The organism is Pseudarthrobacter sp. NKDBFgelt (assembly GCF_046097905.1).
Lineage (GTDB): Bacteria > Actinomycetota > Actinomycetes > Actinomycetales > Micrococcaceae > Arthrobacter > Arthrobacter polychromogenes.
This window is the reverse complement of the sequence record NZ_JBJURL010000016.1, coordinates 1-23,089: the sequence shown is the minus strand read 5'-3', so window position 1 is coordinate 23,089 and position 23,089 is coordinate 1. Positions and strand designations below refer to the sequence as shown.

Genomic DNA, 23,089 nt, shown 5'->3' with positions numbered 1-23,089 from the left:
GATGCACCGAGGCGGTAACAGTTGGCAAGCGCTTTCCGGAAGAACTTCAAACTGCCATAATGTTGTGACCCCTTATTGGCCCCCGTTATCCAGGAGATCCTGTGGCTGCAAGTACCCTTACCGAGGTGGCCCGGCTGGCCGGGGTCTCCCCCGCCACCGCGTCCCGGGTGTTGAACGGCTCGGCACGCAAGCCGGGCAAGGACATCGCGGACCGGGTGCGCCAGGCGGCCGAATCCCTGGGGTACATTCCCAATGCCCAGGCCCAGGGGCTCGCGAAATCCAGCTCGGGCCTCATCGGCCTGATCGTCCACGACATCGCCGACCCCTATTTCGCAGCCATAGCCAGGGGCGTCCAGGCTGCCGCCCGGGAGCAGCGCAAGATGGTGCTCCTGGCCACCACCGGCGGGGCCCCCGGCGAGGAGCGCGAAGCCGTTGCAGCCTTCGCTGCCCGGCGTGCCGACTCGATCGTCATTGCGGGATCCCGCTCGTGCCGGACAGAGGACCAGGACGACAACACTGAACTCGCGGCGGAGCTTGACCGGTACTGCCGCAACGGCGGCAGGGTGGCCGTCGTGGGCCACCCGGTGGTCGGCGCCACCGCAGCGGAGGGCTATCACGTAGTGGCTGTGCCCAACCAGGAGCTCGCGGGGGCCCTGGCAGGTGAACTCGCTGCCGGCCGGGACGGAGATTTCGTCATTATCGGCGGCCCGGAAGGCCTCCTCACGTCCGACGACCGGATCCGTGGCTTCCAGGAAGGCCTGGCCCGGGCAGGCCGCGCACCCGCCGAGATCCTGCGCACGGCCTTCAACCGCGCGGGCGGCTATGAAGCCGGCCTCCAGCTGGCGGCCAGGATCAAGGCCGGCGCGTCCGGGGGCGGGGACGCCGCGGCCCCCAAGCTGTGCATCTTCGCCGTTAATGACGTCATGGCCATCGGCGCCTCGGCGGCACTGCGCGCTGAAGGGCTTCGGATACCCAGGGACGCCACTATCGCCGGCTTCGACGACATCGAAACTCTGCGGGACTTCCGCCCCGCACTCTCCACCGTACGGCTGCCGCTGGAGGAAATCGGCCGGCTTGCAACCCGGGCTACGGCCCGCCTTTCCGGCGGCAGCGATGCAGACGAGGACGAAGAACAGCCGACCGTCACCGGTGAAGTGACGCTTCGGCGCAGCACCGAGGCGGTGGCCTAGGAATGAAGTCCGCATTGACGAGCATCCCAGCCCATCACCCGGCCGGTAGCCGGGGTGCGGGAGGGACCAGTCCGGCCATCCTGGTCCTGCCCGGCGGCGGCTATGCCCGCCAGGCCGACCACGAAGCCGAGCCTGTGGGCGAGTGGCTCGCCGCCCTGGGTATCCACGCGTTCGTGCTGAGGTACCGCGTGGCACCTGACCGGCACCCGGCACCCCTGGAGGACGCCAAGGAGGCCATGCTGCATATCCGCAACGGATCCCACGGCCTCGCAGTGGATCCGGACCGGGTGGGCGTCCTCGGCTTTTCCGCCGGCGGGCACCTTGCCGCCACGCTGTCCACATCCACGTCAACCGGAAGCGCCCGCCTGGACGTGCCGGAAGCTGTCCCGGACCTGACCGTGCTGTGCTACCCCGTAGTGTCCTATACGCAGTCCGTGCACCAGGGGTCGGTGGACAACCTCCTTGGCAGCGCGCCGTCGTCGGACCTTCTTGATGAACTCTCCGCAGAACGGAACGTGACGGCAGCAACCCCTCCGGCGTTCGTCTGGCACACTGCGGATGACGCGGCCATCCCGGCCAGCCACAGCCTGGACTACGCGGGGGCACTCATGCGGGCCGGCGTTCCTGCTGAACTGCACGTCTTTCCCCGCGGGCGCCATGGCCTTGGCCTCGCGGCGGAGGAACCGGGGCCGGACCAGTGGACGCGGCTGTGCGCCGCCTGGCTGGAACGAGCGGGCTGGGCCTCCCCGCCTTCCGCGGCAGGCGGCCGGGACTAGCCAAGTGCCCGGATGGTCCAGGACGCCGCGTGCGTCTCCCCGGGCTTGAGGTGGAGCAGGTCAGTGCCTGAGTTGAAGGCGTCCGGCGGGCAGGTCATGGGCTCGACGGCCAGTCCCAGGCGGTCCGGACCCACGGGTTTGTCGGCGGTGTGGATTTGCACCCATGGCCACTCGGCACCCCATTCCAGTTCCACGCCCGTTCCCGCCGGGTCCTGTACCCGGACGCGGGCCACCCCCTGTTTGTCCCGGGAGATCCCGGTGAAGGCGTGGTCGATCTTCAGGGAACCAAGCCGGCGGGGGCTGCGGAAGTCGAATTCGTGCCGTTCCACGCTCTTCATGCCTGTCGGGAGCAGCCTGTCCGGCGTCACTTCCAGGAATTCGTGCGCCGGCAGTTCCAGGGTCCAGTCATCCAGTTTCCCTTGCCCTGCCACCAGATACGGATGCGGGCACACTCCGTAGGGGGCGGTGGCCTGTCCAACATTCACCGTGCTCACCGTGCTGCGCAGCCCGCCAGGACCCAGCGAATAGGTCACGGAGACCTCCAGGTCGGACGGGTAGTTCCGGCCGGCGCCGATCCTGCAGGCCAGCACCACCGAGTCCGCGGCTGCCTGCCGCAGCTCCCAGTCCTGCCCGGTGGCGAGCCCGTGCAGTGCGGAGCCGCGCTCGGGCTCGTTGATCACAGCTTCGAAGTCCTTGCCGGCGTAAGTGTACCTGCCGTCCGCCAGCCGGTTGGGCCACGGCACGCAGATGACTCCGCGGTAGTCGGGGATGCGCCCCTCCGGACCAAAACCCACCACGAGATCCCGTCCCTGGTGCCGCAACTCCCGCAGCGCGCCCCCGCGGGTTGTGACGAGCGCAGTGTAGGGGCCGCTGGCAATACTGTGTTCCGTGGATGGCATGGAACTCCTCAGGGCAGGGACGTTCTTGTTAGCGCTAACCAGCCTAGCGCACCTGCGCAGATCTCCTCCAGCAGCAACGCCGCACCTGCTCTGCCGCTCCCCCGTGCTGGCTAAAGTTGCACCATGAACCATAGGGACGCGGTGAATGTCCGGGTGCTCTCTGCCATCCGCATGGCGCTGCAGGAACGGTCCGATCCCGTGCGGGGAGCCGGTGCGAGGGCCTACATGAAGTCCACAATGCCCTGCCTCGGAGTGCGCGTGCCCGAGGTGCGCCGAATCGCATCAACGGCGGCCGCCGGGGCCCCCTTCGAGTCGCCGGGCCAGCTCCGTGCCACTGCCCTGGAGCTGTGGCGCGGCGCAACTGCGCGGGAGGAACGGTATGCAGCAATCGACCTGACCGCCAACCGACTGGCTGCCGGGGACATGGGCATGCTGCCGGTCTACGAGGAATTCATCCGCAGTGGCGCCTGGTGGGATTTTGTGGACGGCACGGCTGGACGGCTGTGCGGGCTTCTCCAGGCCAACCGGGCGGAGATGACGGGCGTGCTGCTCCGCTGGAGCACCGATCCGGACTTCTGGATCCGGCGGGCCGCCATCCTGTCGCAGCTCAAGGCGAAGGCCGCAACTGATCCCGTGCTGCTGGCGCGCGTTGTGGAAGCGAACCTGGCGGACCCGGAGTTCTTCATCCGGAAGGCCCTAGGCTGGGCACTGCGCGAGTACGGCAAAACGGACCCTGGGTGGGTGGCCGCCTTTGTGGCTGGACACGCCGCAGCCATGAGTCCCCTGACCCGAAAAGAGGCGGTCCGCCACCTGGCGCCGGCTATATAACGGGGCGTTCGACGACGTTCCCGTGGGTCTTGCGGAACAGCCGGCGGGTGCGCGGATCCCAGAAAATCAGGTACAGGCCGAAGAGCAGGCCGGTCACGGCCGCGGCCACGCGTGCCAGGGCGAGCGCAAATCCCAGGTCCTCGGTCTGCAGGTAGGGGAAGACTTCCAGCTGGTCCGAAATGGCATAGATCATGAAGAAGGAGACAACAAAGTAGAGCGCTTTGACCTGCCAGTCGTTCCTGATGCCGGTCACGGCGAAGAGCGGTATCAGCCAGACGACGTACCAGGACTGGATCATGGGAGCCAGCAGGACCACGGCGGCAAAGGCAAGGGTGAGGCGGCGGATCAGCCGGTCATGGTCCCCGCGGAAGATCTGCCAGGCGATGACACCCACGGCAAGCAGCTTCCCGGCGTCGGACACAAAACCTGCCAGGGTGGCACCGTCGAGTCCGAACGAGTTGGCCAGCGAGGCGACCACCATGCCGATCAGCCCCACAGGCGCGTACCAGATGGAGATGCTCCCCGGGGCTGAGAGGCCATTGATCCAGCCGAAGCCGAAACCGTTGACCAGGCTCATCGCGGCCAGGATGCCCAGGCTTAGCGCTGCCGTCAGGCCCCAGAACGTGAACTTCCGGACCCAGCCCGCGTCCTTGCCCGCCCACAGAAGCCCAATGAACGGCAGGAACACGATGGTGATGGGCTTTATGGCGATGGAGAGGGTCACCAGGACAACGCCGCGGACAACCCTGTGGGTGGCGGAGTAATAGAGTCCGGCCAGTGCCAGTCCGATCATCAGGGCGTCATTGTGGACGCTGGCGATGAAGTTCGTCAGGAACAGCGGGTTGGCGGCAGTCAGCCACAGGGCACGGTGCGGGTTGACGCCGTGGAGCTCAGCGAGCTTGGGAACGTAGATAACGCACAGCACAACTCCTGCAAGCGCCACCAGGCGGAACAGCATCACGCTGGCCTCGGGCTGGACGTTGGTGGACCAGACAACAAACTGCTCGATCCACAAAAAGAGCTGGCCGTAAGGAACGGGGGCTTCGGTCCACATCTTGTCCGCGCCCAGCTGGAAGTAGTTGGACAGTGCCGAGATGCCGTTCTCGTACGGGTTGAAGCCCTCCACCATCAGCCGGCCCTGCCCGATGTAGGCGTAGACGTCCCGGCTGAAGAGGGGCACGCTGAACATCATGGGCAACCCCCATGCCACGACAGCCATCAGGGTGGCTTTGCGTGCCTCGACGCCCCACACACGCACCCTCTGCCCGAGCCTGAGCCAGGCGCGCACCAGGAGCATGCCGCCGACGGCCAGCAGGATGATGGAAAGGGCCACGCCGGCAGCTTCAGCACGCATCCAGATGAACAACGGCATCCGGCGGAGTTCCGAAACCGGAGCCAGCCAGCCCACGCCCAGGGATCCGATCAGCATGAACATGGAGCCCACGAATCCGGCAAGGAGCGGGGAACGGGGATTATCCACTTCCGCACCGCCCGCTGCGGCAGTAGCGGCGGCCGCCGTCTCCCTCGTCGCAGGCACAGGCGCCGTCATCTCAGGAACGTCCAATCTTTCTCGTTTGCGGTTCCGCCTGGCGGGATGGAACCGGCCGGGGCGCGTCACCACGGAGCGGCACGACCCGCCGCGTCTCCGAAATCCTAGCACCGGCCGGTGGCCGGGAGGTGAAACGGTAGGCTGGTCCGGTGCCTATATCTAACGAACGAATCGTCTGGATCGACTGTGAAATGACCGGTCTGGACATCAAGAACGATGCCCTGATCGAGGTGGCGGCCCTGGTCACCGATTCGGAACTGAACATCCTTGGCGACGGCGTCGATGTGGTCATCAAACCCGATGACGCCGCGCTGGCCCAGATGAACGACTTTGTCCGGGACATGCACACGAAGTCCGGGCTCCTTAAGGAACTCCCCCACGGCAAGACAATGGCCGAGGCCGAGGCCGCCGTCATGGAATACATCTCCAAATGGGTCCCGGACCCCCGCAAGGCACCGCTGGGCGGCAACTCCGTGGGGACCGACCGGGTGTTCCTGTCCCGCGACATGCCCGCAGTAGTGGAGCACCTGCACTACAGGGTGATTGACGTCAGCACCATCAAGGAGCTTTCGCGCCGCTGGTTCGCCCGAGCCTACTTCCAGTCGCCGGCGAAGAAGGGCGGGCACCGCGCCCTGGGGGACATCAAGGACTCCATTGACGAGCTCCGCTACTACCGCGAGGCTGTGTTTGTGCCCTCCCCGGGACCGGACAGCGCCACAGCGCAGCGGATCGCCAAGCGCATCACGGCGGCCGGAGACGGGCAGCCTGAAACGTAATCTGCGCCACCTTTCGGGGTTTTTTCCGTGAAAACGGCAAAAGTGGACAAAGCACCCCTGAAGAGCAGGTAAGCTATATGAGTTGCCTTTCCAGAGGGCCGGTCCGCCGGTAAATCTGCAGGTACATGGTGGGCTTAGCTCAGTTGGCAGAGCGCCTGGTTGTGGTCCAGGAGGTCGCGGGTTCAACCCCCGTAGCTCACCCTCACGGGACGGTATGTGCAGCCGTCCTCCAAGGAGGCCGCACCGGATATCCGGTGCGGCCTCCTTATTTTTTTGACTGCTGTGCACACTCTCTTTTTGCACGAAACACCGCCGAAGGACCACCTGAAGATGACCGTTCTGCCAATCACCATCTGGGGAGAACCCGTACTGCACCGCCGGGCTTCCGAGGTGGAAGTATTTGACGACGAACTGCGCACCCTGATAGCGGACATGTTCGAAACGAATGACGCCGCCAACGGCGTGGGCCTGGCGGCGCCCCAGGTAGGGGTTGGCAAAAGAATCTTCGTGTACAAGTACGCCAACGACGACGACGCTCCTCCCAGCGGCGTGGTGGTCAACCCCGTCCTGACGCTGTCAAAGATTTCCGGCGCTGTTCCGGATCCTGACGAGGAAGAAGAAGGGTGCCTGTCCTTTCCCAGCGGACAATACCCGCTCAAGCGCGCCGAATGGGCGCGTGTTGAAGGTTTCGACGGGTTCGGCCAGCCGGTCAAGTTCGAGGCCACGGGCTGGTTTGCCCGCGTGATCCAGCACGAATATGACCACCTGGACGGCAAGCTATACGTGAACCGGCTCATGGACCGTTACAAGCGCAAGGCCATGAAGCTGGCTAAGAAGAACGGCTGGGGTGTTCCCGGCCTGACGTGGATGCCCGGCGTGGATCCGGACCCGTTCGGCCACTAGGTGTAATGACCGGACACGTTTGCATCGGCTGGCCTGCCCGGTATCGCCCGACCCATAGTGTTGACCGTGAGCCACGAGCCCTGGAATCAGGCGGCAGTGCGCAGTTCAGTTGGTTCGGGAAGCCGCTGACTGAATGGCCTTGGCGAGGTCGCGGGGACGGCTCCACATAGGCCAATGCCCCGTCGGGAGGTCAATGACGTCGAGGTGCTCGATGTTCGCGACTTCGGCAAAGATGGCATGGCCTGCGCGGGCCAACTCCAGCACCTGCGCGCTTGGGATCGAGCAGCACACGAGTGTGGTCCGGACCTTGCGGCGGGCATCGTTCGTGAGCACGACGGGCTGACGAAGCACGGTGCCGGGCTCAGGGACGGCCCGGGCCCGAAAACGCTCGAGGACCTCTGCGCTCAGGCCCTCGAGGCTCGCCTGCTGCGCGAGGACGTCGAGGGACGGCAGCGGAAGCTCCTCCAACCCCTCCGGGATGCCTGGGCCGAAGGCGCTTCCCGTCACCACAGGGCCGGAGTCCACCCAGACCACTCGCTGGACCAGCTCAGGGTGTCGGTCAAGGACGAGGCTGACGGGCGCGTTCGCCCCGCTGTGAGCGACGAGGGTTGCGGGCTGATCCCCGGAGGCCCCGAGTTGGGTGATGACGTCCAGGACCGCTGCGGCTTGATCGTCGAGAGTCCTCGCCGCACGCTCGGGATCGTCCACGTCGAGACCGGGCAGTGTCATCGCGGTTGCACGGGAGTGGTCGGTTGTCAGGTGTTCAAGCACTTCGTCCCATGCCCAAGCGCCCAGCCAGTGGCCGGCAATGAGAATAATGATCGGACTGCTTGCAGTAGTTGTCATGTCAATACCCTCGCAGGCGCCACGGACAAGGGTATGTCACTATTTATGTCATGAATTCGCCGGGGCTTGAACTGTGAAGCGAGTCGAAAGGCTCCATGCTCTATCCGAGATGTTGCGCCGCAGCGGCACGCGCGGGGTTTCCGCCGAACGGTTGGCGGGAGAATTTGAGGTATCTGTGCGCACAATCAAGAGAGACCTCGATGCGTTGGACAACAGCGGCGCGCCTATATGGTCCCGCCCTGGTCCGGGCGGTGGCTACGGATTGGCTGCAGGCGGGTCTTTGCCGCCTGTCAGCCTGTCCCCTGCGCAGGCCGTGGCGCTCATGGCAGCCGTGGCCGCTGCACCCGATGCCCCCTACGCCGATCTGGCAGCAGCAGGCGTCCAAAAGATCCTGGACGTCCTCGATCCCAAAACCCGGGCGCGGGGCGACGAGCTGGCCCACCGCGTCTGGGTCAACGCGCTTCCCGCCTCTTCGCGCGCAATCAAGTCGGCACTGGAAGAGGCGATGGCCGAGCAGCGGGTGATCCGCATTCGTTACACATCGAGAGACGGGACCTCGACCACCCGCGACGTTGAGCCGGTGCTGTTCGCCTCCACCAACGGCCAGTGGTACCTGGTTGGGTGGTGCCGATTGCGCAACGCGATGCGATGGTTCACCGTCTCTGGCATCGAGCGAGCCAGCGTCACCAAGACGGGTTGCGGCGGCCACGCCATCCACGAGGTCGGAGAACCACCAGCAAACGCCAGGCCGGTGCACGGTCGGGGCGAATGAGCAGCTCAAGCACCTCGTCAGGACAACAGGGCCCGACGGCGGCCGTTGCCTGAATACCCGGTCCGATCGGCAGCCACGGGTGACGTCGAACGCGGTACAGCCGGGTTCCGGCTCAGCGGGCGGCAACCGTCTGCTGGCCGGGGCAGGAACCCAGGACGCGCTTCATGGCGTCCTTCTCCGCTTCGGTGACCCACAGGCCGTAGGCGGCCTTCACCGAAACCTGGCGGGCCACATAGTGGCAGCGGATCGACGTGTTTTTGGGAAGCCAGGTGGCGGCGTCACCGGCGCCCTTCTTCTGGTTGGCAGGACCATCTGCGGCAATGAGGTTCAGTGGATCGTTGGCGAGGTTCTGGCGCTCCCCCGCCGTCAGCGACTGTGCGCCTTTCTGCCAGGCGTCACCGAGGGCAACCACATGGTCTATCTGGACCGCCCGGCTGCTGTCTGAGCCGCGGCGGAAGTCCACGAACTGCCCGGTGTAGGGCTCATGGAACGTACCGGCTGCCACCCGGCATCCGGAGCCGTCCGTCAGCACTACGTCGGTGAGGTCGCGGCGCAGGATGTCATTGCGGGTATCGCAGCCGTTCCGGTCCACGTCCTGCCAGGCCTGGCCAAAGGCATCCCGGCTGTAGTCCGACGCGGCGGCGCGTCCCTTGACGGCCAGCCCGTCCAGTGCGGCGAGGGCAGAACCTGCGGGCACCGGGTGCACAGGCTTAACAGGTTTCATCCACGCGGGCTCAAAGACAGGAGCTTCAGTGGGGCCGGAAACCGCAGGCTCCGCTGCGGCAAACTGTCCGGCGGTGAAGAACCAGGACAGGGCCACCATGGCCGCTATTGCAGCTGCCGCCAGGATTCCCCACGCCTGGCGTGAACGCCGTCTCGCCCGCCGATAGGAAGACCAGCTCACGGTCATGGGGTTCCTGGCCTTGCCGTACTCTCATGCACCAGACGAGCCTAGGACACCCCTCCGGCACCCCCGCTGATATCCACAGTGTGGAGGGAAAGTGGAAGGTTACACCGGCGGGGTTACTGCTCCCGCATCACTCTTCGGAGGTCTTCCTCGGCAATAGCCAGCAGCCCTTCGAGCTGGCGCACCCGGTCCTCTCCGACGTCGCCCGTTTTGTGGGCGGCGCGGGCGCCCTCAAGCAGCCGGACAGCCTCCTTGTGGTTGGCTTTGGCGATGTCGAGGGCGTGCTCAAGGGTTGTTTCGTGCTGGAGCGTCGAATCATTTTCCATTCCACCAGTGTGGTCCCGTTTCCCGGCTGATTCCAGCATCATCAGCCGGGAAATCGGGAGACCCTGGCCGGAAACCTAAACGGCGATGGCTGCGAGGGCGGCTGCAGTTTCCTTGGCCGGGAACGACGGCGGGTTCACGCCGGCCATCTCCTCCATGACGCGGACCACCTGGCAGCTGTAACCGAACTCGTTGTCGTACCAGACGTAGAGCACCAGGTTCTTCTCGTTGGAGATCGTGGCCAGGCCGTCAACAATGCCCGCGCGGCGGGAACCGACGAAGTCGGTGGACACCACTTCGGGTGAGTCGATGTAGTCGATCTGCTTGCGCAGGTCCGAGTGCAGGGACATCTCCCGCAGGTAGTTGTTGACCTCGTCCTTGGTGGTCCCGTTCTCCAGGCTCAGGTTCAGGATGGCCAGGGACACGTCCGGGGTGGGGACGCGGATGGAGCTGCCGGTCAGCTTGCCAAGCAGTTCGGGGAGGGCCTTGGCCACGGCCTTGGCGGCGCCGGTCTCCGTGATCACCATGTTCAGTGCCGCCGACCGGCCGCGGCGGTCGCCCTTGTGGAAGTTGTCGATCAGGTTCTGGTCATTGGTGAAGGAGTGGACGGTCTCCACGTGCCCGTGGACCACGCCGAATTTGTCGTTGATGGCCTTGAGCACCGGCGTGATGGCGTTGGTGGTGCAGGACGCTGCGGACACAATCTTGTCCGTATCCTCGATGGTGCCCTGGTTGATGCCGTGCACGATGTTCTTCAGGTCGCCCTTGCCGGGGGCAGTCAGGAGCACCCGCGCAACGCCCTTGCTCTGCAGGTGCTGGGAGAGGCCTTCCGCGTCACGCCAGCGTCCGGTGTTGTCCACCACCAGGGCGTTGCTGATGCCGTAGGCGGTGTAGTCGATGGTGGCCGGGTTGTCCGAGTAAATGACCTGCACCTGGACGCCGTTGGCCGTGATGGTGTTGGCTTCCTCGTCAATCCGGATGGTGCCTTCAAAGGAACCGTGCACGGAGTCGCGGCGCAGCAGGCTGGCCCGCTTGGAGAGATCGTTGTCCGAGCCCTTGCGCACAACGATGGCGCGAAGCCGGAGGCCGTGGCCGCCGCCGGCCTTTTCGATCAGGAGGCGGGCCAGGAGCCGGCCGATCCGGCCGAAGCCGTAAAGCACCACATCGGTGCTGGTGCGGTCATCGCCGCCGCGCTTGCCGACGACGTCGGCCAGTTCCGCGCGGAGGAATTCTTCAAGGGTGGCGCCGTTGCCCTCTTCCTTGAACTTCTGGTTCAGCCGTGCAATGTCGATCGCTGCCGCGCCGAGCTCCAGGTTGGCCAGGGTGTTCAGGAGCGGAGCGGTCTCCTCCAGCAGCAGTTCGTCCTTGCTCATGCGGCGCGCAAAGCGGTGCGCCTTGAGGATGTTCATGGTGGACTTGTTGATCAAACTCCGGCCGTGGATGCTGGTGACCACGTTGTTTTCGCGGTACAGCCGGCCGATCACCGGGATCATGGCCTCGGCGAGGGCCTCGCGGCCCATCCACGTATCAAGACAAGAATCTGACGTCTGGCTCACAGAAATACCTTCCTCGGTTCAGCCGTGTACGTCCTCGTACACGGTTGTCGGCCACCACATGTCGTGCAGGGGCGCCTGCGCCCGCGGGGGTCGGCCCCCGGGCGCCTGGATCACACGCAAAGAAAAACCGCCGGCTGCGAACGCAACTCCGGCGGGAGAACTCCTGCGTCCGCATCCATTCTAAATTGGCTGGCGTCCGTAATTCGGCCCTGACCGAGTGAAATCACTCACAGGTAAAGCCGTTGCGCCAGGACATCAGTTGTGGAGGGCCGAATAGAGATTGAGGCTGGAGGAGAAAACCACCCAGGACAGGTAGGGCAGCATCAACAGGCCTGCTGCGGGGCTGACCGGACCGAAGCGCAGGATGAGGAAGGCAACCGAGGTGCCAAGGGCGGCGATCATCAGGAAAGCCGCCCAGAGGGACGCACCGCCAAACACGGGAAAGAGTCCGAAAAAGGCCAGCGGCCATGCGGCGTTGAGCACCAACTGGGTGAGGTAGCCCGCCAGCGTGCCTCCGGTGAGGGCTCCCTTGCGCCAGACCAGCCAGGCGGCCACCGCAACCGCGGCGTACAGCAGCATCCACATGCTCCTGAACATCCAGCCGGGCGGCATCCAGGGGGCTTTGACCGACCCCGCGAACCAGCCGCTGGAATGCAGGATGATGGGGACCGACGCCGCGGCCCATGCAGCCAGGGAGAGCGAAAAGAAGCCGGCCAGGGCAACAGCCTGTTGGCTGCGTCCGGGGACTTGCTGCGGACGAGCAGCGCCGGGGCTGACTTGCGGGTCATGATTTGCGGGCACGGTTCAGGATCCCCAACACATCGTCCAAGGTCAAACCAGTGTGGATGGATGGGTTGACCGATACGCCGGGTTCTGTGCTCCCGTTCCGTTACCGGCGCGGGAGTAGCGGCCATCCATCTACGAACGCCGTTGCCGGCGCCCTCCAGCGGCCTACCCGGACACTCGGGCGGGCAGCCCTCAAACGTGTCCTGTCTGGCCTTGCTCCGGGTGGGGTTTACCTAGCCTTCCCGGTCACCCGGGAAGCTGGTGGTCTCTTACACCACCGTTTCACCCTTACCTGGTTCGTGCCGCTTTCAAACCGGCGCGACCCAGGCGGTCTGTTCTCTGTGGCACTGGCCTGCGGGTTACCCCGAGTGGGCGTTACCCACCACCCTGCCCTGCGGAGCCCGGACGTTCCTCGAGCCACTTGCGTGACGCGCGGCCGCCTGGTCAACCCATCCAAACTCCAGTCTACCGGTGGGCTTGCCCTTTCCCGCCGCCGGTAGGATCGGACGGTGCTGATTCTGCTTCCCCCTTCCGAAGGCAAGACACCCGCCGTCCGCGGATCCGCCGTCGACTGGCCGTCCCTGAGCTTCCCCGAGTTGAACGCCTGCCGCGCCAAAGTGCTGGATGCGCTGGGAACGGTGAGCGCACACGCGGACGCCCTCGCGCTGCTGGGTGTGGGCGCATCGCTCAAGGACGACGTCCGCCGCAACACGCGGCTTCATGCCGAACCGGCGGCGCCCGCCCACCGGATCTATTCGGGGGTGCTTTATGACGCCCTGGGCTACAAAACCCTCACGGCTGCGCAGCGCCGCAAGGCGGACGCGTCCGTGCTGGTGGTTTCCGCGCTCTGGGGTGTGATCCGTTTTGGTGACAGCGTGCCTGCCTACCGGCTGTCCATGGGTACTGCACTGCCCGACGTCGGCCGCCTCGCCTCGTTCTGGAAGCCGCAGCTCACCGATGCCCTTGCCGGAGCGGTGGAGGGGCAATTGCTGGTGGACTGCCGCTCAAGCACCTATGCGGCGGCGTGGGCGCCGCCCGCTGCCCAGACCGTGTCCGTCAACGTTTTCACCGAAGTGAACGGGGTCCGCAAGGTGGTGAGCCACTTCGCCAAGCACACCCGGGGCGAACTGGCCCGGCACCTGCTGGTGCGGCGAGGGAAGGCCCCGGCAACGCCGTCGGAACTCCTAAAGGCAACGCGGGAAGTGTGGGCCGCGGAACTGGTTGAGGGTTCAGCCCGGAAGCCGCACGCCCTGAACATCATCCTGCCGGGCTGAGAGTCAGGCCCACTCCTCCGAGCGGACCAGGATGGCGCCGGAGTCCGGGCAGAAGACGATGTCGTCGGCAGCTGCGGCCTTGACCTCGGCAAGGTCGCCGGGGCTCAACTTCATGCCGGACGCCTCGGACGTGCCATGGAACAGCCTGGCGGCGCCCACTCCGCGCCTGGCCAGCGTCTTTTCATAGACGGCCAGCAGGCCCGCATCGAGGCCCGCGGCGAATTCGGAGCGCTGCGCGCGGAAGCCACCCGCTTCCGCTTCCACAGCGGCCAGTTCCGCGTCCAGCTCGGCGCGGATGGTGCCGAACGATCCCTGGATGTCGTCCACAATCCCCTGCTGCCGGGCCTGGGTGGCCCGCAGGGAATCAAGGCGCTCCATCACCTCGAGTTCAATGTCCTCCAGGTCCGAGCGCCGCTTGTTGAGCGAGGCGATGTCCTTCTGGAGGGCCACCAGGTCCTTGGACAGACCCGTGCCGCTGTTCAGCCGTGCCTCGTCCCGCTGGATGCGCGAGGCAACCTGCTCCACGTCCGCCTCGGCGCGCCTGAGTTCGGCTTCGGCGTCGTGGACAGCCACTTTCGCGGCGCCCAGCTCACCGTTGGCGACGGAAAGGGCGGCTTCGAGGTCCTTGATGCGCGGATCGGTTTCCAGCGCGCGGCGGCGGTTGGCAAGCGACTTCAGCTTGGCATCCAGCCCCTGCAGTCCAAGCAACTTCAACTGTTCCGCCGGTGCTGCCTTCGCCACTGTAACCTCCGCTTGATCCCTTCCGGCCGGAGCCGGGCGCCTGGACGGCGCTTCCTAGACTCTAGCGCCTGCCCTGCTCCCCCGCCTCGCTGTGTCCCCACCGGCGCCGGGCTTAGCCCGGAGTGAGGATGAAGTCCCAGGGATCGCTGTTGGTGGTGCTGACCTGGATTTCGACGTCATGGCCCTGGTCGGCGAGGACATTGCCCAGCGCGGCTGCCGCAGCCGGCAGCCACAGCCACTCGCTGGCGAAGTGCGAAACGTCAATCAGGTAGGGCCGGCCGTTGTGGGCGGCTTCCCTTGCTTCCGACGCCGGATGGTGGCGGAGGTCCGCCGTGACGTAGACGTCGGCGTTGCTGGCCCTGACCTCGTTGAAGAGCGAGTCACCCGCGCCGCCGCAGACGGCAATGCGCCGTACCAGGCCGTCCTTGTCGCCGGACACCCGCACTCCCCCTGCCACGGAGGGCAGGATGCCAAACACCCGGGCAGCAAAGTCTCCCAGGCTCATGGCCTCCGGCAGGTCCCCCACCCGCCCGATGCCCTCTTCCGGCAGTCCGTTTGCCGCAACCGTGAGCGGGGCCGCGTCCTGCAGGCCCAGGGCGTCGGCCAGGACATCGGAAACGCCCCCGACGGCGGAATCGCCGTTGGTGTGGACGGTCAGCAGGGCTGTGCCGGACTCGATCAACCGGTGGACGGCCCGGCCTTTGGGCGTGGTGGCAGCGACTGACGTGACACCCTTCAGCAGCAGCGGATGGTGGGTGATCAGGAGTTCGGCACCCCACTCAACTGCTTCTTCGATGACTTCCAGGGTGGGGTCCACGGCAAACATGACCCTCGTGACAGGAGCCGAGGGGTGCCCCGCCACCAGCCCCACCTCGTCCCAGTTCTCCGCCAGGGACTCGGGCCACAGTTCCTCCACGGCCAGGAGCATCTCGCCCAAAGTGGGGACCTGCGGCTGCCCGGCCGCCGCATCCTTACCGGACGCCTCTTTGCCGGAAGAAGCCTCGCCGCCGCGAGGCCCGCCGTCGTGATTTTCAGGGCCGGTAACGTCGGTGTCCACAGGTTCCATAGTCTTAGTTTTACCCCATCGCGTCCTCCGCACCGCACGGCGACGGGCGGCGCCCGCGGCGCACAGGGAATCATCCGGCGCCCCCAACCATTGAAGAGGTCATGAAAACTTTTGTTTTAGGCGGAGGCTGCTTCTGGTGCCTCGACGCTGTCTACCAGAAGACCAAGGGTGTCAGCGCTGTGGTGTCCGGCTACACGGGCGGCCACGATCCCAACCCCGACTATTACTCCGTGTGCAACGGCACCACCGGGCACGCCGAGGTGGTGGCTGTGACGTTCGACGAGGAGATCATCCCGGAAGAGGTGGTCCTTGACATGTTCTTCGCCCTGCACGATCCCACAACGCTGAACCGCCAGGGCTACGACGTGGGAACCCAGTACCGTTCCTCGATGTTCTACGAGACCACCGAGGAGAAGATACTTTTCGAGGAAGCGATTGACCGCAACCAGTCGCTGTGGGCCCATCCGATCGTCACGGAGGTCAGCCGGCTGCCCCGCTTCCACGTGGCGGAGGACTTCCACCAGAACTACTACGCCAAGCACCCCGAGCAGGGGTACTGCCAGGTGATCATCAACCCCAAGCTCGCCAAGGCCCGGAAATATTACTCTGCATGGCTTAACGCTTAGCCACGGTTACGCGGCCTCGTTAGGCTGACCTCAGTATCCACCCCTCAGAGATAGGCGTACGTACATGGCACGGATCTATGACGATGTGACCCAGCTGGTCGGCGGCACCCCGCTGGTCAAGCTCAACCGGCTCAGCGAGGGGCTGGATGCAACCGTCGCCGTCAAGCTCGAGTTCTATAACCCGGCCAACAGCGTCAAGGACCGTATCGGTGTGGCAATCGTCGACGCCGCGGAGAAGTCCGGTGCACTGAAGCCGGGCGGGACCATCGTTGAAGGCACCTCCGGAAACACCGGCATCGCCCTGGCCATGGTGGGCGCGGCCCGCGGCTACAAGGTCATCCTGACCATGCCGGAGACCATGTCCACCGAGCGCCGCGTCATGCTGCGCGCCTTCGGCGCCGAGATCGTCCTGACCCCCGGCTCAGAGGGAATGCGCGGCGCCGTGGAGAAGGCCCAGGAAATCGTGGCCAACACGGAAAACTCCATCTGGGCCCAGCAGTTCGCCAACGAAGCCAACCCTGAAATCCACCGCAACACCACGGCGGAGGAAATCTGGGCTGACACCGACGGCGCCGTGGACATCTTCGTTGCCGGCGTGGGCACCGGCGGAACCGTCACCGGCGTCGGCCAGGTCCTGAAGGAGCGCAAGCCCGGCGTCCAGATCGTGGCGATCGAACCCAAGGACTCCGCAATCCTCAACGGCGGCGCCCCCGGCCCGCACAAGATCCAGGGCATCGGGGCCAACTTCGTGCCCGAAATCCTGGACACCAACATCTATGACGAGGTCCTGGACGCCACCCTCGAGGACTCCGTTCGCGTGGCCCGCGAGCTCGGCGTCAAGGAAGGCATCCTTGGCGGCATCTCCTCCGGAGCGATCGTCTGGGGCGCACTGGAGCTGGCGAAGCGCCCCGAAAACGCGGGCAAGCTGATCGTCGCCATCGTCTGCGACTTCGGTGAGCGTTACATCTCCACCGTGCTCTATGACGACATCCGCGGCTGACCAGGCCGCTCTTCGCCCGTTTCCTGTAGAAAGAACTCTGTGGGCTTTTTCGCAAGACTAAAGGAAGACCTCGACGCCGCCCGGTCCCACGACCCGGCGGCTCGAGGTTCTTTCGAGAACTTTTTCGCATACTCCGGGCTGCATGCCATCTGGATCCACAGGCTGACGCACCGGCTGTGGCAGAATCCGGCCCTGCGTTTCCCGGCGCGGCTGCTCTCGCAGCTGGGCCGCTTCCTGACCGGGATCGAGATCCATCCGGGGGCCACCATCGGCCGCCGCTTCTTCATCGATCACGGAATGGGCGTGGTCATCGGCGAAACCGCGGAAATCGGTGAGGACGTGATGATCTACCACGGCGTCACCCTGGGCGGCCGGTCACTCGCACGGATCAAACGCCACCCCACCATCGGCGACCGCGTGACCATTGGCGCCGGTGCAAAGATCCTGGGCCCCATCACCATCGGCAGGGACAGCGCCGTGGGCGCCAACGCCGTGGTGGTCAAGGACGCCCCGCCGGAATCGATCGTCACAGGCGTCCCCGCGAAGTGGCGCCACCGTGACGCCCAGCGCGAAACCAAGCCGGCGGTTGACCCGGCGGAATACGACATCGAATACCGCATCTGACGGGGCCGGCCCTTGGGCCGTCCAGCAAAACAAGAGCAAGAAGAAAAGGCGGGCAGTTTCCGGATCACCGGAAACTGCCCGCCTTTTGTGCCCTGAGGCGGAACCTAGTGGGTGTCCACCGCTTCGATTTCGGACTTGTCCTCGCCCCACAGGGTGTGGAACGTGCCTTCCGCATCGACGCGGCCATAGGTGTGGGCGCCGAAGAGGTCGCGCTGGCCCTGGATGAGGGCTGCGGCGACGCGCTTGCGGCGCAGTCCGTCGTAATAGGCCAGTGAGGAGGAGAAGACCGGAACCGGGATTCCCAGCTGGACAGCCGTGGCCACCACGCGGCGCCAGGCGGGAAGGGCGCCGGCGATCGCGTCCGTGAACGCCGGAGCGAACAGCAGGTTGGCGGGCTTCTCTTCAGCGGCGTAGGCCTTGGTGATGTCCTTGAGCAGTTCTGCGCGGATGATGCAGCCGGCCCGCCACAGCGAGGCGATCTCGTCCAGCTTCAGGTCCCAGTTGTATTCCTTGGCTGCCGAGGTGAGCATGTCCAGGCCCTGGGCGTAGGAAACCAGCTTGGAGGCGTAGAGCGCCTGGCGGACGTCCTCGACGAAGGTCTCCGGGATTTCGACGTCGGCCTCGTGGCCTGCCAGCAGTTCCTGGCCCAGCTTGCGCTGGCCGGCCTGGGAGGACAGTGCACGGGCGAACACGGATTCGGCGATGCCGGAGACCGGGGAACCCAGTTCCAGGGCCGAGATAACGGTCCAGCGGCCGGTGCCCTTCTGGCCTGCGGCGTCCACCACGACGTCCACGAACGGCTTGCCGGTCCTGGCGTCCACGTGGCCCAGGACCTCGGCGGAGATTTCGATCAGGAAGGAGGACAGCTCGCCCTTGTTCCAGTCGGTGAAGATCTTGGCCTGCTCCGCGGGCTCGATGCCGGCACCGGAACGGAGCAGGTCGAAGGCTTCGCCGATGACCTGCATGTCGGCGTATTCGATGCCGTTGTGGACCATCTTGACGAAGTGGCCGGCGCCGTCGGTGCCCACCCAGGCGCAGCAGGGCTCGCCGTCGACCTTTGCGGAGATCTTCTCGAGCAGCGGGCCGAGGGCCTTGTAGGACTCCTTGGAACCGCCGGGCATGATGGAGGGTCCGTTCAGGGCACCTTCCTCGCCGCCGGAAACGCCGACGCCTACGAAGTGCAGGTCCTTCTTGGCGAGGGCGGCCTCACGGCGGCGGGTGTCCTCGTAGTGGGAGTTTCCGGCGTCGATGATGATGTCGCCGGGTTCCAGCAGGGGCTCAAGCTGCTCGATCACGGAGTCAACCGGCTTGCCGGCCTTCACCATGATGAGGACCCGGCGCGGCTTCTCGAGGGAGTCCACCAGCTCCTGCAGGGTTTCGGTGCGGATGAAGTCGCCATCCGTACCGTGCTTTGCCAGCAGGGCGTCCGTCTTTTCGACTGAGCGGTTGTGCAGGGCGACTGTGAAGCCGTTGCGGGCCAGGTTGCGGGCCAGGTTGGCGCCCATCACCGCGAGGCCGGTGACACCGATGTGTGCAGACATCAAAACTCCAATTCGTACTGTGCGATGGATGTGCAGTGGCTCCCGGTGCTCGGAAGACCGTTGCAGACCAAGGGTCTGAATAAAGCATATATATTCATGAAGTCACAGGAAAGTAACGCCCACGTAATGGAACAGTTTGTGTCGCTGCCAGTCAAGGACGGCTGCTTCCCGACCCACCTGTTCCCACTAGGCTTAGCTGCATGACCAGCAGCCTGCACCACCGTGCCATTGAGAACCTGGGCACGCGCATCATCTCGGGCGAGCTTCCTGCCGGCCATATCATGCTTGCCGAAAAGCTTGAGGATGAGCTCAAGGTTTCGCGTTCGGTGATCCGCGAGGCCGTCCGTGTGCTGCAATCCCTTGGGCTGGTGGAAACCACCAAGCGGGTGGGAATCCGGGTCCTGCCGCCGAGCCGCTGGAACCCCTTTGACCCGCAGGTCATCCGCTGGCGGCTCGCCAGCAAGGCGCGCGGTGCCCAGCTGCGGTCCCTGGCCGAGCTGAGGTCGGCCGTGGAACCGGCAGCTGCCGAACTTGCCGCGCAGAACGCCCCCGCGCCGCTGCGGCTGGAGCTGGTGGATGTTGCCCATGCAATGCGCGACGCCGGCCACAGGGGGGAAGTGCCACGCTTCCTTGAGCTGGACATCCAGTTCCACTCGCTGCTGCTCTCCGGATCCGGGAACGAGATGTTTGCGAACCTCATGGGCCAGGTGGCCGAAACCCTGACGGGCCGGACCGTGCATGGGCTGATGCCCGACCATCCGCACGAGGCAGCACTGCAGTGGCACGTGGATGTGGCGGAGGCAATTGCCCGGGGCGACGCCGGCGCTGCCCGCGAGGCCTCCGACAAGATCATGAGGCGGACCATGTCGCAGATGTCAGACACCTGGACGGAACAGCCCCGGGTTTTTATCCCCGTGCACCGCTGACCCCGGCCCGCGGTTCACGGTCCGCGGCCGGAGCATCGAACCGCTGCGGCATTCCAGACGCACGGCAGTTGGTGCATGACACAGCAGGAAACGGCTTTTTGTTTCCGTAAGTTCACGGTATATTCAATTCAGGCCCTCCACCGCGGCATCCCCCAATAGTCGCGGTGGAGGGTTTTCCATTGCCCTGAAAGGCCTGTTCCGGCCGTCGGGCCTCCCCTAGGCCGCATCTGCAACCGCCTCCCGCAGCCGCCAGCCCCCGCCCATCCCGTCCCTTTCCAGGAGCATGGTGGTGAGGGCTGACCCCGCGTTCCTGCCCAGCCGGACCTGAAGCTGGAGGACCTCGACGTCCACCCTGCTGAGCCCCTTGGGCATCCGGCGGCGCGTCTCCCACCAGTTGACCCGTTCGAACCACCTCACCGGTTCGGCACCCACGGCCCATTCCCTGCCACTGCTGAGCACCGCCGTCGGCCTGCCGTCGGTGCCTGTCCTCACAATCACGTGTTCCATGCCTGCAAGCTATGGCAGGGGGCCGACATTCACGCCGGGCCGGGACACCGCACGGGAAATCCGGGCAGCAGTATAGGGGGCAGTAGTAAAGAGGCAACAAAAAACCCCGCAGCTTCCGCCTTAAGGCGGAGACTGCGGGGTTTGTTGGTGGGTCCTACCGGGATCGAACCGATGACATCCACGGTGTAAACGTGGCGCTCTACCAGCTGAGCTAAAGACCCATGGTTGCCGGATCAGACGCTGCTGCGCCCTGACCAACGAACATAGACTCTACCCGACGCCGGGCATAAAGTGCGAATCGGCGCACCCGCCCTGCCCATTCCGCCGCCTGGCTATACCGGCGGAAGCTCAGCGGCGAGCCAGGTCAACGATTCGCTGACACCAGCTTCAAGCTTGACGGTCGCCTTGTCGTCCCCGCGGGTGGCCCCACGGTTGATGATGACCACCGGTTTGCCGTCCTTCGCCGCGTGCCTGACAAACCGGAGGCCGCTCATCACCGTGAGGGAGGAGCCCGCGACCACCAGCGCCGCGGCGTCGTCGACCATCCGGTACGACGTTTCAACCCTGTCCTTGGGCACGTTCTCCCCGAAGTACACGAAGTCCGGTTTCAGTGTTCCTCCACAGGCTGGGCACACAGCAACAACAAAGCTGCTGATCAGGGATTGGTCCTCCACGGTTGAATCGGCATCCGGCGCCATTTCCACCAGGCCTGATTCCTTCGCCCGGTCAAGGAAGCCGGGATTCAATTCCTCCAGCATTCCTGCCAGCAGGCGGCGGGAGTAGGTCCGGCGGCAGTCCAGGCACACTATCTGGTCATACCGGCCATGGAGGTCCACAACATTGACGCTGCCGGCGTCCTGGTGGAGCCGGTCCACGTTCTGCGTGATGAGGCCCGTCAGGTGTCCACGGCGTTCCAGTTCGGCAGCGGCACGGTGGCCCTGGTTGGGATCAGCGTGGCGGAGGTGTGACCATCCGATGTGGTTTCTCGCCCAGTAGCGCTGGCGGTTCGCGGCCGCCTTGACGAACTCCTGGTATGTCATGGGTGTCCGCGGCGGCGACCCCGGCCCACGGTAGTCGGGAATGCCCGAGTCGGTGCTTAGGCCGGCACCGGTAAGGAGGGCGAACCGGCCCCCTCCCAGCAGGTCCCTGATGCGGACCAGGACCTCCAGCTCATCGGCGGAAGGCATGGCGGGAGGAACCGGCGGCATGCTGGCAAAGCCCGTGAGGCCCACACCATGCCGCTGCTCAGCCATAATCCGTCAGGCCTTATCCAGCCCGGCCAGCGCCTTGCGGTATTCGCCGAGGTCCCGGGCTTGTCCGCGCGGGTTCACCACGGTGTAGCGGATGGTTCCCCCGGCATCGATGATGAACGTGCCCCGCAGCGCCATTCCGCTCTCGGGGTCGAAGACACCATAGAGGCTTGCTGCAGCGCCGTGGGGCCAGAAGTCCGCCAGCAAATCGAAGGTATACCCCTCCCGCTGGGCGTAGGCGCGCAAGGTGAACTTACTGTCAACGGAAACCGCCAGGACAACGGCATTCCCGTCTTCGAACCGGGCCAGGTTGTCCCTGATTTCGCAGAGCTCGCCGGTGCAGATGCCGGAGAAGGCAAACGGATAGAACACCAGCACCACGTTCTGGCCGCGCAAGGCGGACAACCTGACCGGCTCGCCGTACTGATTGACGAGTTCAAAGTCGGGTGCCGGAGCGCCAACGGCGGGGACGGCAACGGAGGCAGCGGCAAGCGCTGCCGTCACTTGTTCTTCCTGCTCACCAGCCGCGTTGCGCTCCAGTCCTTGGACACGCCTGCCGACGTCGTCACGTGCAGTCCGGCGGTCGGCGCCGCTTCCTGGATGTCCGCCGGGGAGACGTATCCAGTCCTTCCGGACTTGGGTGTCAGGACCCAGACGACGCCGTTTTCGCTCAGCGTGGTCAGCGAATCCATGAGGCTGTCCACCAGGTCCCCGTCGCCGTCGCGCCACCAGAAAACGACGGCGTCCGCCACTTCATGGTCGTCCTCGTCCAGCAGCTCGGAACCCGTCAGGTCCTCAATATCGTCACGCAAGTCGAAATCGACGTCGTCGTCGTAACCGAACTCCTGAATCAGATCCCCATTCTTGAAACCCAATTTTTCCGCCACATTTACCGAAGTGGCGGCGTCGGCCTCGCTCACGTGTACCTCCAATGCCTTTTATGCGCGGTGCGCATAGTGATTTCCATTACTCCCAGCCAACACCCTTTGTGCCTGAGCTTCAAGCTGCCGCCCCCGTGAGGTGGCATATTCTGCGTCACACCAGGTTCCGCCAACCCGCAGCACAGCGGCTTTTCGTCACACAACCAGTATGACGGCGAAATACAACCGGGCCGCCCAAGCCGCGGCTACGCATCGCGTTGGGGACAGAGTTAGAGTGGCAGGTGACAACTATGCCTGCGGGGCAACAACCCTGTAACTCCAATGCAGACGTAGGAATGCTAGGACCCTGCCCGGCACACATGACCGGGCTGTTGTAACCGATACGTCGCACACGGCGTATGTACGCCGGGCGGTCACCCTGCCCGGCCTGAGTGCGCCATCAATGCGCGCAAAGAGAGGTTGGACGTGGCTGCAGGAGAAGATACCTCCCATATCCTCAGCGGGTTGACTAACCAGCTGCCTGATCGTGATCCGGAAGAGA

Annotated in this window: 25 protein-coding genes, 2 tRNA genes and 1 other RNA gene; 12 read left to right on the top strand and 16 right to left on the bottom strand. The window is 65.3% G+C overall.

Translation table 11 applies throughout. The features are described 5' to 3' along the window. The first annotated feature begins 101 nt into the window (after positions 1–101). Together ACKAE7_RS06535 and ACKAE7_RS06530 are read left to right on the top strand one after the other, a co-directional pair. On the top strand, positions 102–1,190 hold the full coding sequence (locus tag ACKAE7_RS06535) for a substrate-binding domain-containing protein (protein ID WP_191035944.1): 1,089 nt from the start codon (positions 102–104) through the stop codon (positions 1,188–1,190). Between the two features lie 2 nt (positions 1,191–1,192). Then, the gene (locus ACKAE7_RS06530) at positions 1,193–1,966 is read left to right on the top strand and encodes an alpha/beta hydrolase (RefSeq protein WP_408978743.1); all 774 of its coding nucleotides are present in this window, start codon (positions 1,193–1,195) and stop codon (positions 1,964–1,966) included. On the opposite strand, the gene ACKAE7_RS06525 is transcribed toward ACKAE7_RS06530, so the two are convergent. Continuing rightward, entirely contained in the window at positions 1,963–2,865 is a 903-nt protein-coding gene (locus ACKAE7_RS06525; RefSeq protein WP_408978742.1) for an aldose 1-epimerase family protein, read from the bottom strand. The genes ACKAE7_RS06530 and ACKAE7_RS06525 overlap by 4 nt on opposite strands. A 123-nt stretch (positions 2,866–2,988) precedes the next feature. On the opposite strand from ACKAE7_RS06525, the gene ACKAE7_RS06520 reads away from it, so the two are divergent. Then, positions 2,989–3,693: a DNA alkylation repair protein gene (locus ACKAE7_RS06520; protein WP_408978741.1), complete on the top strand. Its 705-nt coding sequence runs from the start codon at positions 2,989–2,991 to the stop codon at positions 3,691–3,693. On the opposite strand, the gene mptB is transcribed toward ACKAE7_RS06520, so the two are convergent. Further along, a complete protein-coding gene (gene mptB, locus ACKAE7_RS06515; protein WP_188808683.1) occupies positions 3,686–5,242 on the bottom strand; it encodes a polyprenol phosphomannose-dependent alpha 1,6 mannosyltransferase MptB in 1,557 nt (518 codons plus the stop codon). The two genes, ACKAE7_RS06520 and mptB, sit on opposite strands and share 8 nt — an antisense overlap. A gap of 149 nt (positions 5,243–5,391) precedes the next feature. Between mptB and orn the strand changes: the two genes are divergently transcribed. The 3 genes from orn (at position 5,392) to def (ending at position 6,921) form a co-directional block, all read left to right on the top strand. Further along, positions 5,392–6,018: an oligoribonuclease gene (gene orn / locus ACKAE7_RS06510; RefSeq protein ID WP_188729280.1), complete on the top strand. Its 627-nt coding sequence runs from the start codon at positions 5,392–5,394 to the stop codon at positions 6,016–6,018. Between the two features lie 128 nt (positions 6,019–6,146). Further along, positions 6,147–6,219 (top strand) — tRNA-His (locus ACKAE7_RS06505). Positions 6,220–6,348: 129 nt separating this feature from the next. Beyond that, positions 6,349–6,921, top strand: a complete 573-nt coding sequence (gene def, locus ACKAE7_RS06500) for a peptide deformylase (protein ID WP_188729278.1) — start codon at positions 6,349–6,351, stop codon at positions 6,919–6,921. 105 nt (positions 6,922–7,026) lie between these two features. Here the strand turns inward: def and ACKAE7_RS06495 are convergent, their stop codons facing one another. Then, positions 7,027–7,767 (bottom strand): alpha/beta fold hydrolase, encoded by a 741-nt coding sequence (locus ACKAE7_RS06495; RefSeq protein WP_408978740.1) that lies wholly within the window; start codon positions 7,765–7,767, stop codon positions 7,027–7,029. A 73-nt stretch (positions 7,768–7,840) separates the two neighbouring features. On the opposite strand from ACKAE7_RS06495, the gene ACKAE7_RS06490 reads away from it, so the two are divergent. Further along, a complete protein-coding gene (locus ACKAE7_RS06490) occupies positions 7,841–8,539 on the top strand; it encodes a helix-turn-helix transcriptional regulator (RefSeq protein ID WP_408978739.1) in 699 nt (232 codons plus the stop codon). Between the two features lie 112 nt (positions 8,540–8,651). On the opposite strand, the gene ACKAE7_RS06485 is transcribed toward ACKAE7_RS06490, so the two are convergent. From ACKAE7_RS06485 to rnpB, 5 genes are all read right to left on the bottom strand, one after another. Beyond that, positions 8,652–9,449, bottom strand: coding sequence for an HNH endonuclease family protein (locus ACKAE7_RS06485; protein ID WP_408978738.1), 798 nt, complete (start codon positions 9,447–9,449; stop codon positions 8,652–8,654). 113 nt (positions 9,450–9,562) lie between these two features. Then, a complete protein-coding gene (locus ACKAE7_RS06480; protein ID WP_104186106.1) occupies positions 9,563–9,772 on the bottom strand; it encodes a hypothetical protein in 210 nt (69 codons plus the stop codon). A 75-nt stretch (positions 9,773–9,847) separates the two neighbouring features. Continuing rightward, on the bottom strand, positions 9,848–11,326 hold the full coding sequence (locus ACKAE7_RS06475; protein WP_188729271.1) for a glyceraldehyde-3-phosphate dehydrogenase: 1,479 nt from the start codon (positions 11,324–11,326) through the stop codon (positions 9,848–9,850). A 255-nt stretch (positions 11,327–11,581) separates the two neighbouring features. Beyond that, positions 11,582–12,127, bottom strand: coding sequence for a TspO/MBR family protein (locus ACKAE7_RS06470; RefSeq protein WP_408978737.1), 546 nt, complete (start codon positions 12,125–12,127; stop codon positions 11,582–11,584). A gap of 45 nt (positions 12,128–12,172) precedes the next feature. Continuing rightward, positions 12,173–12,564, bottom strand: an RNA gene (gene rnpB, locus ACKAE7_RS06465) — RNase P RNA component class A. Positions 12,565–12,621: 57 nt separating this feature from the next. Between rnpB and ACKAE7_RS06460 the strand changes: the two genes are divergently transcribed. Then, complete coding sequence (locus ACKAE7_RS06460; protein ID WP_408978736.1) at positions 12,622–13,386, top strand: YaaA family protein; 765 nt, start codon at positions 12,622–12,624, stop codon at positions 13,384–13,386. Between the two features lie 3 nt (positions 13,387–13,389). Here ACKAE7_RS06460 and ACKAE7_RS06455 read toward each other — a convergent pair whose 3' ends face one another. Continuing rightward, on the bottom strand, positions 13,390–14,127 hold the full coding sequence (locus ACKAE7_RS06455; RefSeq protein WP_188808610.1) for a zinc ribbon domain-containing protein: 738 nt from the start codon (positions 14,125–14,127) through the stop codon (positions 13,390–13,392). Positions 14,128–14,239: 112 nt separating this feature from the next. Then, complete coding sequence (locus tag ACKAE7_RS06450) at positions 14,240–15,184, bottom strand: Nif3-like dinuclear metal center hexameric protein (RefSeq protein WP_190612568.1); 945 nt, start codon at positions 15,182–15,184, stop codon at positions 14,240–14,242. Positions 15,185–15,294: 110 nt separating this feature from the next. Between ACKAE7_RS06450 and msrA the strand changes: the two genes are divergently transcribed. The 3 genes from msrA (at position 15,295) to epsC (ending at position 17,443) form a co-directional block, all read left to right on the top strand. Next, a complete protein-coding gene (msrA, locus tag ACKAE7_RS06445; RefSeq protein ID WP_066276756.1) occupies positions 15,295–15,819 on the top strand; it encodes a peptide-methionine (S)-S-oxide reductase MsrA in 525 nt (174 codons plus the stop codon). 64 nt (positions 15,820–15,883) lie between these two features. Then, positions 15,884–16,819 (top strand): cysteine synthase A, encoded by a 936-nt coding sequence (cysK, locus tag ACKAE7_RS06440; protein WP_104186137.1) that lies wholly within the window; start codon positions 15,884–15,886, stop codon positions 16,817–16,819. Between the two features lie 39 nt (positions 16,820–16,858). After that, positions 16,859–17,443, top strand: a complete 585-nt coding sequence (gene epsC, locus ACKAE7_RS06435) for a serine O-acetyltransferase EpsC (RefSeq protein ID WP_104186112.1) — start codon at positions 16,859–16,861, stop codon at positions 17,441–17,443. A gap of 104 nt (positions 17,444–17,547) precedes the next feature. Here epsC and gndA read toward each other — a convergent pair whose 3' ends face one another. After that, a complete protein-coding gene (gndA, locus tag ACKAE7_RS06430; protein ID WP_408978735.1) occupies positions 17,548–18,984 on the bottom strand; it encodes an NADP-dependent phosphogluconate dehydrogenase in 1,437 nt (478 codons plus the stop codon). 200 nt (positions 18,985–19,184) lie between these two features. Between gndA and ACKAE7_RS06425 the strand changes: the two genes are divergently transcribed. After that, positions 19,185–19,910, top strand: coding sequence for a FadR/GntR family transcriptional regulator (locus ACKAE7_RS06425; protein ID WP_104186114.1), 726 nt, complete (start codon positions 19,185–19,187; stop codon positions 19,908–19,910). Between the two features lie 216 nt (positions 19,911–20,126). On the opposite strand, the gene ACKAE7_RS06420 is transcribed toward ACKAE7_RS06425, so the two are convergent. The 5 genes from ACKAE7_RS06420 to ACKAE7_RS06400 all read right to left on the bottom strand — a co-directional run bounded on the left by ACKAE7_RS06420 (position 20,127) and on the right by ACKAE7_RS06400 (position 22,587). Next, positions 20,127–20,417: a hypothetical protein gene (locus ACKAE7_RS06420; protein ID WP_188808608.1), complete on the bottom strand. Its 291-nt coding sequence runs from the start codon at positions 20,415–20,417 to the stop codon at positions 20,127–20,129. Between the two features lie 145 nt (positions 20,418–20,562). Further along, positions 20,563–20,638, bottom strand: a tRNA-Val gene (locus tag ACKAE7_RS06415). Between the two features lie 111 nt (positions 20,639–20,749). Next, complete coding sequence (locus tag ACKAE7_RS06410) at positions 20,750–21,670, bottom strand: NAD-dependent protein deacetylase (RefSeq protein WP_188808607.1); 921 nt, start codon at positions 21,668–21,670, stop codon at positions 20,750–20,752. Positions 21,671–21,676: 6 nt separating this feature from the next. Further along, positions 21,677–22,171, bottom strand: a complete 495-nt coding sequence (locus ACKAE7_RS06405) for a peroxiredoxin (RefSeq protein WP_408978734.1) — start codon at positions 22,169–22,171, stop codon at positions 21,677–21,679. Continuing rightward, a complete protein-coding gene (locus ACKAE7_RS06400; protein WP_066276773.1) occupies positions 22,168–22,587 on the bottom strand; it encodes a DUF3052 domain-containing protein in 420 nt (139 codons plus the stop codon). The genes ACKAE7_RS06405 and ACKAE7_RS06400 overlap by 4 nt, the downstream gene beginning before the upstream one ends. Between the last annotated feature and the right edge of the window lie 502 nt (positions 22,588–23,089).

Bases quoted from the DNA above. Each gene is read 5' to 3' on its own strand.
- ACKAE7_RS06480 (WP_104186106.1), bottom strand. From the start codon at position 9,772: ATGGAAAATGATTCGACGCTCCAGCACGAAACAACCCTTGAGCACGCC.
- ACKAE7_RS06420 (WP_188808608.1), bottom strand. From the start codon at position 20,417: ATGGAACACGTGATTGTGAGGACAGGCACCGACGGCAGGCCGACGGCG.
- def (WP_188729278.1), top strand. From the start codon at position 6,349: ATGACCGTTCTGCCAATCACCATCTGGGGAGAACCCGTACTGCACCGC.
- ACKAE7_RS06525 (WP_408978742.1), bottom strand. From the start codon at position 2,865: ATGCCATCCACGGAACACAGTATTGCCAGCGGCCCCTACACTGCGCTC.
- ACKAE7_RS06485 (WP_408978738.1), bottom strand. From the start codon at position 9,449: ATGACCGTGAGCTGGTCTTCCTATCGGCGGGCGAGACGGCGTTCACGC.
- msrA (WP_066276756.1), top strand. From the start codon at position 15,295: ATGAAAACTTTTGTTTTAGGCGGAGGCTGCTTCTGGTGCCTCGACGCT.
- ACKAE7_RS06530 (WP_408978743.1), top strand. From the start codon at position 1,193: ATGAAGTCCGCATTGACGAGCATCCCAGCCCATCACCCGGCCGGTAGC.
- ACKAE7_RS06520 (WP_408978741.1), top strand. From the start codon at position 2,989: ATGAACCATAGGGACGCGGTGAATGTCCGGGTGCTCTCTGCCATCCGC.
- mptB (WP_188808683.1), bottom strand. From the start codon at position 5,242: ATGACGGCGCCTGTGCCTGCGACGAGGGAGACGGCGGCCGCCGCTACT.
- gndA (WP_408978735.1), bottom strand. From the start codon at position 18,984: ATGTCTGCACACATCGGTGTCACCGGCCTCGCGGTGATGGGCGCCAAC.
- ACKAE7_RS06425 (WP_104186114.1), top strand. From the start codon at position 19,185: ATGACCAGCAGCCTGCACCACCGTGCCATTGAGAACCTGGGCACGCGC.
- ACKAE7_RS06495 (WP_408978740.1), bottom strand. From the start codon at position 7,767: ATGACAACTACTGCAAGCAGTCCGATCATTATTCTCATTGCCGGCCAC.
- ACKAE7_RS06410 (WP_188808607.1), bottom strand. From the start codon at position 21,670: ATGGCTGAGCAGCGGCATGGTGTGGGCCTCACGGGCTTTGCCAGCATG.
- cysK (WP_104186137.1), top strand. From the start codon at position 15,884: ATGGCACGGATCTATGACGATGTGACCCAGCTGGTCGGCGGCACCCCG.